The sequence below is a fragment of the Candidatus Enterococcus moelleringii genome (genome assembly GCF_017377575.1).
Taxonomy (GTDB): Bacteria; Bacillota; Bacilli; order Lactobacillales; family Enterococcaceae; genus Enterococcus_A; species Enterococcus_A moelleringii.
In genome coordinates, this window is sequence record NZ_JAFREM010000029.1 from 59,469 (window position 1) to 72,675 (window position 13,207).

The 13,207-nt window shown below is 46.3% G+C and carries 12 protein-coding genes and 2 riboswitches; of the genes, 1 reads left to right on the forward strand and 11 read right to left on the reverse strand.

Annotated elements, in window-relative coordinates:
* Positions 1–10: 10 nt before the first annotated feature.
* The 11 genes from cbiB to nikB all read right to left on the reverse strand — a co-directional run bounded on the left by cbiB (position 11) and on the right by nikB (position 11,049).
* Positions 11–958 (reverse strand): adenosylcobinamide-phosphate synthase CbiB, encoded by a 948-nt coding sequence (gene cbiB / locus JZO70_RS17685; RefSeq protein ID WP_207675001.1) that lies wholly within the window; start codon positions 956–958, stop codon positions 11–13.
* Positions 955–2,310: a cobyrinic acid a,c-diamide synthase CobB gene (locus JZO70_RS17690; protein ID WP_207675002.1), complete on the reverse strand. Its 1,356-nt coding sequence runs from the start codon at positions 2,308–2,310 to the stop codon at positions 955–957. The genes cbiB and JZO70_RS17690 overlap by 4 nt, the downstream gene beginning before the upstream one ends.
* Positions 2,267–3,175: a GHMP family kinase ATP-binding protein gene (locus tag JZO70_RS17695; protein ID WP_207675003.1), complete on the reverse strand. Its 909-nt coding sequence runs from the start codon at positions 3,173–3,175 to the stop codon at positions 2,267–2,269. The genes JZO70_RS17690 and JZO70_RS17695 overlap by 44 nt, the downstream gene beginning before the upstream one ends.
* On the reverse strand, positions 3,172–4,236 hold the full coding sequence (gene cobD / locus JZO70_RS17700) for a threonine-phosphate decarboxylase CobD (protein WP_207675004.1): 1,065 nt from the start codon (positions 4,234–4,236) through the stop codon (positions 3,172–3,174). Before cobD ends, JZO70_RS17695 begins: the two co-directional genes overlap by 4 nt.
* Positions 4,237–4,257: 21 nt before the next feature.
* The gene (locus JZO70_RS17705) at positions 4,258–4,755 is read right to left on the reverse strand and encodes an ECF transporter S component (protein ID WP_207675005.1); all 498 of its coding nucleotides are present in this window, start codon (positions 4,753–4,755) and stop codon (positions 4,258–4,260) included.
* Between the two features lie 114 nt (positions 4,756–4,869).
* A riboswitch (cobalamin riboswitch) is annotated at positions 4,870–5,035 on the reverse strand.
* 95 nt (positions 5,036–5,130) lie between these two features.
* Positions 5,131–6,066 (reverse strand): M14 family metallopeptidase, encoded by a 936-nt coding sequence (locus tag JZO70_RS17710; protein WP_207675006.1) that lies wholly within the window; start codon positions 6,064–6,066, stop codon positions 5,131–5,133.
* Positions 6,067–6,080: 14 nt separating this feature from the next.
* Positions 6,081–6,887 (reverse strand): ABC transporter ATP-binding protein, encoded by an 807-nt coding sequence (locus JZO70_RS17715; RefSeq protein WP_207675007.1) that lies wholly within the window; start codon positions 6,885–6,887, stop codon positions 6,081–6,083.
* Positions 6,880–7,665: an ABC transporter ATP-binding protein gene (locus JZO70_RS17720; protein ID WP_207675008.1), complete on the reverse strand. Its 786-nt coding sequence runs from the start codon at positions 7,663–7,665 to the stop codon at positions 6,880–6,882. Before JZO70_RS17720 ends, JZO70_RS17715 begins: the two co-directional genes overlap by 8 nt.
* A gap of 13 nt (positions 7,666–7,678) precedes the next feature.
* On the reverse strand, positions 7,679–9,238 hold the full coding sequence (locus JZO70_RS17725; RefSeq protein WP_207675009.1) for an ABC transporter substrate-binding protein: 1,560 nt from the start codon (positions 9,236–9,238) through the stop codon (positions 7,679–7,681).
* A 19-nt stretch (positions 9,239–9,257) separates the two neighbouring features.
* Positions 9,258–10,079: a nickel transporter permease gene (gene nikC / locus JZO70_RS17730; protein ID WP_207675010.1), complete on the reverse strand. Its 822-nt coding sequence runs from the start codon at positions 10,077–10,079 to the stop codon at positions 9,258–9,260.
* Positions 10,048–11,049 (reverse strand): nickel ABC transporter permease, encoded by a 1,002-nt coding sequence (gene nikB, locus JZO70_RS17735; protein WP_207675011.1) that lies wholly within the window; start codon positions 11,047–11,049, stop codon positions 10,048–10,050. Before nikB ends, nikC begins: the two co-directional genes overlap by 32 nt.
* A gap of 245 nt (positions 11,050–11,294) precedes the next feature.
* Positions 11,295–11,468, reverse strand: a riboswitch (cobalamin riboswitch).
* A gap of 234 nt (positions 11,469–11,702) precedes the next feature.
* Between nikB and JZO70_RS17740 the strand changes: the two genes are divergently transcribed.
* The gene (locus tag JZO70_RS17740; protein ID WP_207675012.1) at positions 11,703–13,205 is read left to right on the forward strand and encodes an amino acid permease; all 1,503 of its coding nucleotides are present in this window, start codon (positions 11,703–11,705) and stop codon (positions 13,203–13,205) included.
* Positions 13,206–13,207: the final 2 nt, after the last annotated feature.

Genomic DNA, 13,207 nt, shown 5'->3' on the forward strand with positions numbered 1-13,207 from the left:
CTACCTCTTTTCACAATAAGTAATAGCGGACGAGCAACGAAACGATGCTGAAGGTCACCAGACTGACAATGGCCGCAGCGTATAATAAACGATTGGTTAAGATAATATCTTCCTGTTGTGCCGGACGAAGCGCGTTGCCGATGGTCGGCTTGTAAATCTCGATTCCGTGGTACTGATGGGTGCCTCCCAGCTGAATGCCTAGTGCTCCGGCAACGATTGCTTCTGGGTAGCCGCTGTTGGGACTCTTGTGGTTGCGGCAATCAGTGCGCCCAACCTGCAGGGCATTTTCACTGTTCAAACCAAGAATTTTTGCAGCAATCAACAGAAACAACCAGGTCAGGCGAGCGGGAATAAAATTCCAAACGTCATCCATTTTTGCGGAAAACCAGCCGATTTCTTTGTATTTAGGGGTTACGTATCCCACCATAGAATCCAATGTGTTCACCGCTTTATACATCATCGCCAACACTGGACCACCTAGAAACAGACACATCAAAGGTGCAACTACACCGTCACTAGTGTTTTCGGCGATCGTTTCCACTGTAGCCTTAGTGATTTCTTCTTCGCTTAATTCCGCAGTGTCGCGACCGACAATCATTGCCACCTGTTTGCGGGCATTGGTCACACTGTCAAATTTCAGTTTTTGATACACTTTTCGGCCTTCTTGAGCCAAGCTCTTAGTGGCTAAAGTTGTATAAGCCAAGTAGATAGAACAAACTGTTCCGATCCAAGGATGAAGCCAAAAGGTTAGCCGCAATAAAAGATAAGTTACTAAACCAGTTCCCATCACTGTAACTAGCCATAGCACTACGCCTAAGCGATATTTTTCCTTTTCACTCTTATCCTGGGTGAAGCTGGCCTGAAACCAGGCGATAAAATTGCCAATCAGCTTGATGGGATGGGGCCAGTGATACGGGTCCCCCAACAGCAGATCCAATAGAAAGGCCGTTACAATCATAGGCCAGCCCTCACTTTTTCCAGCAGGTCCGTTAAGAAATCTTTACGTTGGTAAAAATGCAAATGCAGATAGCTGGCAAAGGTATTTTTCTTTTGATAGCCGCCTTGCCAAGTTTTGACGATTTCGCCATCCCGCTGTTTGTTCATTGCCATCACGGTTGGCTCCGAGCTTTCAAACTGGGAATGATGAAATTCATGTCCGGAAGCCACTGTCCCTTTTTTACCAATCAAGGTGTCCTCCGTCATTTCCCCGTAGCAATAACCAAACCGCCGCAGCCGATCGGTCATCTCACTGACGCCTTCAAAAATTCCCACCATTGGGAAGCTCTGATTTTGGTAACCCAACGCAGTTCCTAAATACATTAGCCCACCGCACTCGGCTAAAATGAAGTCACCTTGGTCATGCTTATCCTTCACAGCTTTGCGCATGGCGCTATTCTCAGCCAGTTGTGCCGCAAACTCTTCCGGATAGCCGCCGCCAAAATAATACAAATCCGCTGGCGGCAACTCAGCATCCTTCATGGGACTAAAGGTTACTAGCTTAACGCCATAGGCTGCCAATAATTCCAAGTTATCTTGATAATAAAAGTGAAAAGCCTCATCTAGCGCGTAAGCCAAAGTCAAATCCGGATATTGCGGGTAGCTTTCAGGGACGAAGTTGATCGTTTCCTCCGGCAGACTTGCCAGCAAAGCAGTTAGATCAACGGTTTCCTTTAAAGCTTCAGCCACTTGATCAATTTTAGATAGGACGTCGCTAATCTCACGGTCGGGAATCAAGCCCAGCTGACGAGAAGGCAGCTCCACGCCTTGGTTTCTTTTTAAATAGCCAAAAACCGGCACATCCGTATAACGTTCAATCGCCGCTTTGATCAGCTGATAATGGTTTTCTGAAGCCACTTTGTTTACAATCACGCCGCTAATCTTGAGGTCAGGATCAAACTCGGCAAACCCTTTCACTAACGCCGCCATCGAAGTCGACGCCGACTGGCCGTTCACCACCAAAATCACTGGACAATCCAGCAACTTCGCTACCCCGGAGCTGGAACAGCAATCCTTGTCACTGCCTAGACCGTCGAACAGACCCATCACTCCTTCGATCACGCAAAGATCAGCTTTGCCAGCTTCTTTTTCGAATAAGTAACGCAAGCGCTCTTGGTCATTGATTAAAAACATATCCAAATTCCGGGAAGCTGTGCCGGTAATCCGGGTGTGATATTCGGTATCTACATAATCTGGTCCTACTTTATAAGGTTGAACTCGGTAGCCTTGATCCTGCAACAACTTAAGCAATCCTAAAGTTACCGTGGTTTTACCGGAGCCGCTGGAGGCGGCCGCGATCATTAATTTTTTCATGCAGTTGCACTCCTTGATAGTAGCTTTTATGTACCTTCATCTGGGTGTACCAACGGCTAATGGAAGACTGCTGAAGCGCCGTCAACAACGCCGGAATTTGCTGCTCATCTTCCACCATCAAGCCCATGACAGTGCCACTGTGAGCCACATTCACTCCCAGCAGATCGTAACGTTGGCTTAGAGATACCAGCTCATCAAAATAAGGCTTTGGTAAAATTTCCTGATTTAAGCGGGCACTTTGCAGGGCCGCCGCCCCCAGCTTCCGCAGGTTTCGCTCAGCCACAGCTTCCAAATATTGGCGGTACACTTGATCAAAACGTTGCCGTTGTTGATAAACCAGTTGTTCAACTTTCGGCGAATGACAGGCTTCGGTTAAAATCTCCTGCTCCGGTTCCAAAACAATCACATAAAATTCTGGGCACCAGCCGCTGATCGCTCTGGTGGTGCCTTTTTGCTGCTCGAACAGGGTCAAAGAAGGAAACAAAATACTGTCGGTACGCTCGATGCCGAGACAAATGTTCAAAATTTCTTCCCGCGAGAAGGGCTTTCCAAAATAAGCCGCCACCGCCTGGCAAGTAGCCGCGATATCAGCAGTGCTGCTGGACATCCCTTTAGCGACCGGCAAATCCGAATCCACCGTGATGCACAACTTTGCTAACTCCAGCTCCGAAATACCTAGGTGTTGTAAAGTTCTGCTGGCTGTGATCTGGACTTTTGTTGGCAGTGAATTCGGGTGATTCCCGGAACCCACAGTCACGCGGGAAAAGCTGTCGATACCGTAACTGACTAATTTTTGCGAATCCCCCACCCAGCCCTGCAAAAGCTCACCGCAGGAACCAGGGCAAATGGCCGTTACCTGTTTCATAAAATCTCCTCCAACGCCGCCAGCAGCGCCTCGTTTTCCGGGCGGGACTTGACGGCGATCCGGTAATAGCGTTGGCTCAAGCCTTTGAAGCTGTCGCAATTGCGGATCAAAATGTTTTTTGTCAGCAGACGTTCCTGCAGACAGTCCTCTTTAGTATACCGGAAAAACAGGTAGTTGGTTTCACTGGGATAACATTTAATCGCTGGGGCAAATTTAGCTAAGTGTTCAACTAAAAAAGCCCGCTCTTGTTTAATATATTGCTGACTTTCTTTAATAAATTCTTGTTCTTTTAAGGCTTGTTGGCCAGCCAAGTCGGCAAAGGTGTTAATATGCCAAGGCACCGTTTGCTGCTCCATTTCGGCCAATATTTCTTGATTGCTGGTTAATAAATAACCCAAACGTAAGCCAGGAATCGCGAACATTTTAGTCAGCGAGCGGAAAATAAACAGCTGCGAATAATCGTTTAACGCTCCCACTAAGGACTGGTCTTCTTCGGAAAAGTCCACAAAGGCTTCATCCACAATCAGCTTGATTTCATTGTCTTGGCAAAATGCTAGCAGTTGCAACAGTTCATCCTGCCTTAACAACTGACCAGTGGGGTTGTTGGGATTGCATAAGCAAATTCCAGTTACCTTTTGTCGTTTGGCGCTTTGAATCAAGTCCGCTACGTTCCACTGAAAATCGTACTTTTCCAAATTGAAATAACAAAATTCAGTGGCCTGCTGACTAAAGGCTTCTTCATATTCCACGAACGTAGGCGCCAAAAGCAGCAAGCGGTTCACCGGTAATGTTTTCCCCAACATAAAAATTGCTTCGGCCGCCCCGTTGGAGGCATAAACTTGTTCAGGTCGGATGCCATGAAATTCTGCGATCGCCGCTTTTAAGTCGCGATAGCGCAGATCGGGATAGTGAACCAGCTGCTCAATTCCTGCCTGCAGTACTTTTTTTACCCCCGCGGGAATCCCCAGCGGATTAATATTGGCACTGAAATCGATCAGCTTTTGCGGGTCCAGTTGATGGATTTCAGCGATTTCTTGAATGTTGCCTCCGTGCTTAGCCATCTTAACTCCCCCGTTTTTCGTTTATTTGGCTGAGACAAATTCCTTGTATTTACTTGGAATGCCCAGAATAACAATTTCAGATAATCCTAAATTCACCACAGTTGCCAAAGTTAAAGGCACGAACAAAACGAAAATCCCCGGTCCCATTAAAGGATACAGTAACACGATGTCCAATGGCACATTGATGATGTAAGCTACCACCATCGAAACCACAGAAGCTGCCAGTTTATTCTTGGCCAGTTTTCTGCGAGTCCAGCTGTAGGCGAACATGCATAAAGCCATTATGGCCGCGATAATCAAGTGAATCGGTAGTGAGCTGGGAAAGCCGGATAATAGCGCTGAAATCATGTGGCCGAAAAAGCCTAAAAAGGCCCCCGCCGCTGGTCCTAAAACAATGGCGCCAATAAATGCTGGAAATGAGTCCAAGGCAATCGAACCTAAAATCTTGATGTTGGCCCCAATGACACACAGAGCCAGCAGGATTGCCAAGGTGGTTAATCTTTTTGTTGCGTTATTCATTTTGTCCCCTCCTTAAAAAAATAAACACGCCGAGCCTGAAAAAGAAGGACTCGCCGTGTTTTGTCTGTTTAATGGTGCAAACAATCAGCAAATAATCTTCCCAATCCAATTATTCTTTAACAATCGATCAAGGTATCCTGACTTTGCTTCATCCTACTCTCATGCCTTCCCGTAAAGTGGCAGTTTTGATTTCGTCAGCGCTTACAGTAGAAAGGGGCTGTTGAGGATTCTCACCTCATTCCCTTGAACCATTATTATTTATTTGATTGTCTTTATTATATCGAATCCTGTTGACCGTCCGAAGTTCTGGCGTCAAGTCAGCTACATTCTGATAGTTTGAAATAGAAGAGGACAAAAAATTGCTATTTACTTTTTCTAATATCCGTAGGCGATTAAATGTTCCCCCGCCGAAATTGGCAAACTAGCCACCTGATACAAAATTTCGCCTTTTTGCTTAGCAAAACCTTCCCATAATACATTGCCGAAGATATCCTCGATTACCCCTAGGGATTGACCGGCTTCCACCTGATCTCCCAGCTCAAAAGCTGGATACCACAGCCCAGTTTGCGGACTGTCCAGGTAATGGATGTTTTCCTTCAGCGGCAATGGCTTAGCACCGCTCAACGGCTCGTCTAAAATCTGCAAAAATCGCAAATGCTGCTGGACATCATCCACAAAACCATCAATCGCTGCCGGCAATCGTTCGCCAAAGCCGCCACGTTCAATCAATAAGGCTGGAACACCCATCTGGCAGGCACATCCGCTGGCACCTACCCGACTTTGAGAAGGGATGCCAAAGGGCAGATCTAAATACTGTACCGCTTCATATTCTTGCTGGACCGTTTCCGGTGAACCAACGCCAGGTATAAAAACAAACTGCTCCAGCGGCTCTGGTAAATCGCCGCTGTGGAAATCCAAATAGAAATCTGCTAGCGAGAAAAACGCTGTTTCTAAGGTATAAGCGATTTTTTCGGTTTCTGTACCATCAGCTTTCCCCGGAAAAGAGCGATTCAAATTCTTGCCATCGGCAGGATTCACAAAGGCGATCCGTTGATAGAAGGCTCGCTGGCTGACACAAGGTAAGATGATTAAATTGCCCATCAGTTCACTAGGATTGATTTCTTGGCTCAAACGTTTCGCCGCTTCAATGCCGGGATATTCTCCGCCATGAACACCAGCGGTTATTAGTAATGTTGCGCCCGGCTGTTGCCCTTTGATGGAAACCACCGGCAGCTCAAGATCGGTGCCTGCTACCTGGTAGAAAAGGCGTTCAACGGTTCCGGCTATTTGCTTCGTTAATTTTTCTTTCACATCGGCCTCCTGTTTTACGTCATTGTTGGTTTCAGTTGCTGTCTGACCTTCGCTAGTGAATACACTGAGTTCAACAGGTCCTGCGTATAGGCAACTTGGGATGCGCTGAAGGTCTCGCTGCTGCTGAGCCGATCCACCACCACGCCTTTTTGCATCACTAAAATCTTATGGGCAAAGGACTGGACCAAGGCCAAATCGTGGCTGATAAACAGCATGCTCATGTTGGTCTGCTTTTGCAGCTTCACCAGTAAATCCACAATACTTTTTTGCACCGATACGTCTAAGGCTGAAGTAGCTTCGTCGCAAATCAACAGCTCAGGTTCCAAGGCCAAGGCCCGGGCAATACTAACCCGCTGGCACTGACCACCGCTTAAATTATGAGGGTAACGATCCAAATATTCTTCAGTCATTTCCACCATCGCCAGCAGCTCAATCGCTTTAGCCCGTTTCTCTTTGGGTTTCAATTTTTTGTAATTAAACAAGGGTTCTGTCACCACATCGATCACCTTCATTTTCGGGTTGATCGAAGCCATCGGGGCTTGAAACACCATCTGAATCTGGGGCCGCAGCTGCCAGATTGCTTTTTTATTGTAGCTTAAGATGTTTTCGCCGCGGTAAATGATTTCACCTTGAGTGGGTGGTTCCATCAGCATCAGCATTTTCACCAGCGTGGATTTTCCGGAGCCGCTTTCGCCGACAATTCCGATGGTTTCGCCTTTTTCCATCGTAAAGGAAATGTCATCGCAGGCGGTCAGAATTTCTTTATTAGGCAAAGTAAATTCTTTGGTTAAATGCTGAACCTCTAAAATAATCTCAGACATGCAACGCACCTCCTAATTCTGGGACTGCGGCTAACAGTCGTTTGGTGTAGTCGCTGGTGGGTGATTCGATAACTTCCAGCACAGTGCCGCAATCCACCACCACGCCTTTTTCCATCACTACCAGCTGATCGGACATGTAGGCTGCCATCGCCAAGTTGTGAGTCACTAGCAGAATCGAGGTGTGATAACTCTTCCGCAGCAGCAAAAGTTCTTCGACAATTTGCTGCTGGGTCACCACGTCCAGCGCACTTGTGGGTTCGTCGGCTAGCAATAATTCGGGGTTGAAGGTCATCGCCATGGCAATACCTACCCGCTGGCACATCCCACCACTCAACTGGTGGGGGTAGCTGTCCATGATACTTTTGGCATCAGGCAGTCTCATCTTAATCAGCATTTCTTCGGCTTTTTGACGGGCTGATTTGCTGTCGAGAGACAAATGCTGCTGAATGTATTCTTCAAATTGCGGTCCGATTTTACGGATGGGATTTAAGGCGGAGCTGCTGTCTTGAAAAATCAGCGACAGCTTGGTGCCCCGCATTTTTTGCCATTGAGCCGGACTTTGAGCCAGTAAGGACTCCCCTTGCAGATCGATGGCACCGGTTATTTTTGCGGTTTTAGGCAGAGCACCCAGTACGGTTTTCAGCACAGTGGATTTGCCACTGCCGCTTTCCCCGACAATCCCGACGATTTCACCTTTTTTCATGGTTAAATTAAAGTCTTGGACGCTAGGGTTCTGATTGCCTTCATAGCACACCGATAAATTTTCGATTTTCAGCATAATTTCTCACTCTCTATTCAAATGTGACGTCCTTAGTCAACCAATAGTAGTCCACCGGATACAGCTGAATGCCCTTCACTTGGTCAGTATGGAATAGATACGTAGTTTCGTAGCCAAAGAACATGGTGGCTGCATCGTCCATAATCATTTGTTGAATTTCAATGTCTAAATCGCGACGTTCATTTTCATCAAAGGTGGTGGTTAATTGATCGATCAACTCGTCCACCTTCGGATTGTTGTAATCATTAACATTGGTTGGTGACTCGCTGTGCCAATTGTCTCGCAGGTAGTTTTCCGGGTCACCGGTGTTCGCCACCAATACGTTCCAAATCAGCATGTCAAAGCTGCCGGAATCCCGTAAATCCATCGATGTTTCATAACTGACGGTATTCAAGGTTACCTTGATGCCGACATCCTTCATGTTGGCTTGGGCTGCTTGAGCATAGATGTTCAGCTCTTCGCGACTGGTATAAATAACAAATTCCAAATCTAACGGATCGCCATTTGGCTGCTCCACAAAGCCGTCGCCATCCTTGTCCTCATAGCCGGCTTCCGCTAACAATTCTTTGGCGCTTTCTGGGTCAAAGGCATTTTCGTCCACTAATTCGTCAAAGCCGAAGTCTAAGGTTGGCGGAATTGGTGCTTTCCCTGGAGTTGCGCCGCCTTGCAGCAGTTTTTCCGCATAGGTTTCCCGATCCAAGCTGCGAATCATCGCTTGGCGCAGAGCCAAATCTTTCAACGGACCATTTTGGTTCATGAAAGCATAAGTCGAACGCAGGGAATCTAAATCCTGCATTTTAATTTCCGGATTCCCTTCAAATTCCTTGGCATTTTCGGTTTTCAAATTGTAAGCCACTTGAATTTCGCCGTTTTGCAGGGCCATTGAGCGGGTGGCTTGATCATCGATACATTTCATGGTCACTTTTTCCATCGGTACTTCGCCATCCCAATAATGCTCGTTTTTCACCAGTACACAGTCGACGGTTGGGTTGAAGCTTTCCACCGCGTAAGGGCCGGTACAAATCGGGCCATCGCTGGCAAACTTAGAAGTATCCGCAGTGGTATCCACGATCAAGAACAGCGGATCAGCCAGACTGCCGGGAACTACCGCAGAAGGCACCTCGGTTTTAATTGAAACGGTATCGCCGTCCACTGTGATGGAATCTAATTTGAAGAAGGTTTCCGAGCGTGGATTTAGTTCAAAAGAACGTTCCAGCGAAGCTTTAACAATTTCCGGAGTCAGCTCGGTGCCGTTGGAGAATTTTACCTCAGGTCGGATTTTAAAGTTCCAGGTTAGATTGTCGTCGCTTACCGTCCATTCTTCCGCTAAGGATGGGACAATTTTTCCTTCTTCGTCGAACTTGGCTAAGGTTTCACCTACGCCGTAGCGGGTGACGACCCAGCCGAAATATTGCTCAGTGGGCTCTAAGGTGTCTGCGAAGCTGGTTACCCCAATCGTTAAATCTTTTCCTTCTGGTGACGCTGTATCCTCATCGCCGCCGCAGCCGGTTAAACTGCCCACGGTTAATACCAATAAAGCCAGTTTTATTCCTCGTCCTAGCCATTTCTTCATTTTATTTCCCCCTCATTTTTTATTGATGTGTATCCAGCAAATCCCCGACGCTGTCACCGATCAGATTAAAGGTTACTACTACTATTACGATCGCCAGGCCGGGATAAATCATCAGCCATGGCGCAGTTGCCAAATAGGTCCGGCCTTCATTTAGCATCAGCCCCCACTCCGGTGTCGGTGCCTGCGCTCCGAAACCTAAGAAAGACAAAGCCGCAATTTCCAACATCAAAGTTCCCATATCCGTCATGGCTGTCACTAGCATGGGCGGAAAAATATTCGGCAAAATATAATGGGACATCAGCCGACTGTTGGCAGTCCCAGTCACCAGGGCGGCTTCCATAAACAGACTCTGATTGACCCGCAAAACCAGACTGCGAGCTAAACGGGCGTACTTGGTCCAACTGACACAGGTTATTGCAATCACAGCATTGGTTAAATTCGGTCCTAACACGCCGGCAATGGCAATCGCCAAAACCAGACCGGGGAAAGAAATCATCATATCGGCCAACCGCATAATAATCTGGTCCACCCAGCCGCCAAAAAAGCCGGCGACAATCCCTAAAAAGGTTCCTAAAACGAAAATAATTCCTACCATAATAATTGTTGAACCTAATGAAGACCTGGTGCCAAAAATCACTCGCGACAAAATATCCCGTCCTAAGCGATCGGTACCAAATCGGTTCAAACTGTCAGGAGCACTTAAGGAACGATTCATGTCGGCATCCAGCGGATCGTAAGGCGCGATCTGTTCAGCGAAGATGGCGACCAAAACGATCAGTGCCAGCATAATCAGTGAAATTACCAGCTGCTTATTCTTTTTCAATGACGTAAGCTTTCCCATCTTTCTTCACCTCACTCGTTTTAACCTTCATTTTTTTGTCTTGCTTCAGCCGCGGATCAATCAACGGATAAGAAAAGTCCACCAAAAGATTAATCAGCATATAAAACAGCGAAATCATTAATACGTAGCCTTGGATTAATGGGAAATCACGACAGGCAATTGCCCGCACAGCCATGTTTCCCAAGCCTGGCCAGTTGTAAATAATTTCTACGACCGCGGTTCCACCTAGCAGGCTGCCAAAGGACAAGCCTAAAATGGTCACTAGCGGCAGCAGCACATTAGGCATGACATGCTGCATGAGGATTTTCCTTTCAGGAATTCCCCGCATGCGCGCGCCCGTTACGTATTCCTTGTTTAGTTCTTCTAATACAGTGATCCGCACTTGGCGGGTGTATTTCGCCGACATTGCCAAGGCTAAGGTCACCGCCGGTAGGATAATCGACCGCAGATCGGCACTGCCGCCGGATACTGAGACCCAGCCGAGATTCACCCCGAACACTCGCAGTAAAACCAAGCCGATCCAGAAGCTGGGTACGGAAATTCCGATAAAGGAAAAGCCGCGAACAACGTAGTCCATCCATTTGTTGTGGAAGACTGCTGATAAAAAGCCCAATGGCAAGGAAACCACTAACATGATCGCCAATGACAAAAGCGCTAAGGCCAGTGTCGGCAGCAGGCACTGGATCAATTTTTGGAAGACTGGCATTTTAAAGGAATAGCTCATCCCCATATCGCCGGTGACCACGCCTTTCAGCCAACTGCCATACTGCGTCAAGAACGGCCGATCCAAGCCTAGATCATGTCTAGCCTGAGCCAGCAATTCCGGTGTTGGAATGTGTCCGCATTCCGTCAGCATAATTTCCGCCGGATCTCCTGGTGATAAATAAACCAGCAGAAAGGTTAAAAAACTGATGCCGAATAAGACGATGAATAATTGAATAATGCGATGATTGCTTTTTTGAATCGTCATGTTCTTTTCCCCATTTCTAATTTAAGAAAGGCTTCCAACTCGCCCGCCTAATCCTAGCAAAGCTCGTCAGTGAAGCCAGACATCAAAAAACTTTAAATATAACTTTGATCCTCGTGGAAACTTGCTTTTTTTCCTTGCGAAAAAGAAAAAGCCCCTAACTCGAATGAATTAAGGGCTTGCTATACAACAAAAAAGGCAGTCATAGACACTGCTTGTCTGAAGTATAAAGAATTTCCCAATCCATTCTTTTACTTGCATTCAACTAAGGTATCCTGACTTCGCTTCGTCCTACTCTCATGCCTTCCCGTAAAGTGGCAATGATTGATTTCGTCCGCGTACACAGTAGAAAGGGGCTGCTGAGGATTCTCACCTCATTCCCTTTATTGAATGCGTTTTATTAATTAAATTGTAATGGAAGAATCGGGCAAAACCTATTGCTATCAGGCAGTTCAGCCAAATTTTCATAAAACCTGCAAAAATTCGGCAAAATATTGCTATTTATGCCCCCCACCCCCAATGATCATTGATATAGCAAGGTTTTCGTTTTTCATTTTTCGATATTTATCATTTTGCAAAATAACTATTTTTACGAAGTGCCTTGTATTTAGTGAAAAAAGTCAATAATATGGTAAGAAAAGAGCAGGAGGCTGAAGATGTTGGGAAACAAAGATACGTCAGTACCAAATTTAATTTTAATCATTACAACCACAGTGTTTTCCTTCTCCAGCATGGTTACCGCCTTTTTTATGCTGGGCAGTCAGTCACTGATCTGGTTTTTAATTAGCGCGGCTTGTTATTTTGTACCTTACGCGCTGATCGTCGCTCAATACACGAAGAAGTATGCTCATCGGCCGGGATCCATTTACGATTGGTTAAAGGACTCTTTGTCTCCCAAAGCCGCCTTCATCACGGTATTTTTGTGGTATTGCAGTTATTTTATTTGGATGATTAGTTTATTTATGAAGGTGATGATTCCTTTGTCGATTTTCTTTTTCGGCAAAGATTTGACAGGAACGATTGCTTGGCTGAACTTGCCGCCCCAGGTGTGGCTGGCAGTCTTTTCGATTATGGCAGTGTTTGGAATTACTTGGATTAATAATCGCGGGTTCCAGGCAATTTTTTACTGTCTGAAAATTAGCGGGTATACGATGATGGGATTGTTGGTATTATCGATTTCGGGGAATGTATTGCTGATTTTAAATAGTCCGGAACAAGTGATGACTAACCTGTCCAACAGCTTGAACGTTACCAGCTTTTTCCATCAATCCAGTACGCGGCTGTTGTCACAGCTCCCGTTTTTCATCTTTTCGATTACCGCGTTTGGCGGATTAGATACGATTGCCAGTATTGCCGACAAAACAAAAAACAGCCGGAAAAGATTTCCTAAGGCTGTGATTGTTAGTTCGTTTATTATTTTGTTATTGTATGTGACAGGAATTGTTTTGTGGAGTGCCGCTAACGACATTGAATCGCTGCGGCAAATCCAATCGCTGCATTTAGGGAACTTGATGTACGGCCTGATGGAAAATCTGGCTCAGTCCTTGGCTGACAGCTTTGCTTTGAGTGCTGGTCAAAGCGTTCTTTTAAGACAATTTTTTATTCGCTATACCGCCCTGGCAATGGGGATTGCTTATCTGGGATTGCTATGTTCTATCAGCTATGGTCCTTTGAAAAGTTTGATTCACGGCACGCCTAGCGAGCTTTGGCACAAATTCTCGGCGCTAAATAAAAATCAAATGCCGGAAAGAGCGTTGTGGCTGCAGGCAATTGCCTTGTCCGTCGCGATCCTGCTGCTTTCCATCAGCAACTCTCTTTTAGCGGAGCTGTTCAATCAGCTGACCTTTATGACCAATGTGTCGCGGGCGATTCCTTATTTTATTGTAGCCGCCAGCTTCCCGTTTTTCATTAAGAAGAAAGTGATTGCTGAAGAATCCTTGATTATTAAGAGCCGCGGCTTGAATTTTCTTTTGTCCTTTAGCGTCTGTGCCTGTATCTTTATCGCGATTGCCTTTCAAATTTACGAACCGTTGAAATTAGGCAATTATCTGAACTTTTCGACTCTGCTGCTGGGACCGCTGGCCTTCGGGTTGTTTGCCCATCATGTATATTTGAGCTTGGAGCACAAGGCGGCTCAGCATTCGCAGCAGGAAAAGTAAAT

Bases quoted from the DNA above. Each gene is read 5' to 3' on its own strand.
- cbiB (WP_207675001.1), bottom strand. From the start codon at position 958: ATGATTGTAACGGCCTTTCTATTGGATCTGCTGTTGGGGGACCCGTAT.
- JZO70_RS17690 (WP_207675002.1), bottom strand. From the start codon at position 2,310: ATGAAAAAATTAATGATCGCGGCCGCCTCCAGCGGCTCCGGTAAAACC.
- JZO70_RS17695 (WP_207675003.1), bottom strand. From the start codon at position 3,175: ATGAAACAGGTAACGGCCATTTGCCCTGGTTCCTGCGGTGAGCTTTTG.
- cobD (WP_207675004.1), bottom strand. From the start codon at position 4,236: ATGGCTAAGCACGGAGGCAACATTCAAGAAATCGCTGAAATCCATCAA.
- JZO70_RS17705 (WP_207675005.1), bottom strand. From the start codon at position 4,755: ATGAATAACGCAACAAAAAGATTAACCACCTTGGCAATCCTGCTGGCT.
- JZO70_RS17715 (WP_207675007.1), bottom strand. From the start codon at position 6,887: ATGTCTGAGATTATTTTAGAGGTTCAGCATTTAACCAAAGAATTTACT.
- JZO70_RS17720 (WP_207675008.1), bottom strand. From the start codon at position 7,665: ATGCTGAAAATCGAAAATTTATCGGTGTGCTATGAAGGCAATCAGAAC.
- JZO70_RS17725 (WP_207675009.1), bottom strand. From the start codon at position 9,238: ATGAAGAAATGGCTAGGACGAGGAATAAAACTGGCTTTATTGGTATTA.
- nikC (WP_207675010.1), bottom strand. From the start codon at position 10,079: ATGGGAAAGCTTACGTCATTGAAAAAGAATAAGCAGCTGGTAATTTCA.
- nikB (WP_207675011.1), bottom strand. From the start codon at position 11,049: ATGACGATTCAAAAAAGCAATCATCGCATTATTCAATTATTCATCGTC.
- JZO70_RS17740 (WP_207675012.1), top strand. From the start codon at position 11,703: ATGTTGGGAAACAAAGATACGTCAGTACCAAATTTAATTTTAATCATT.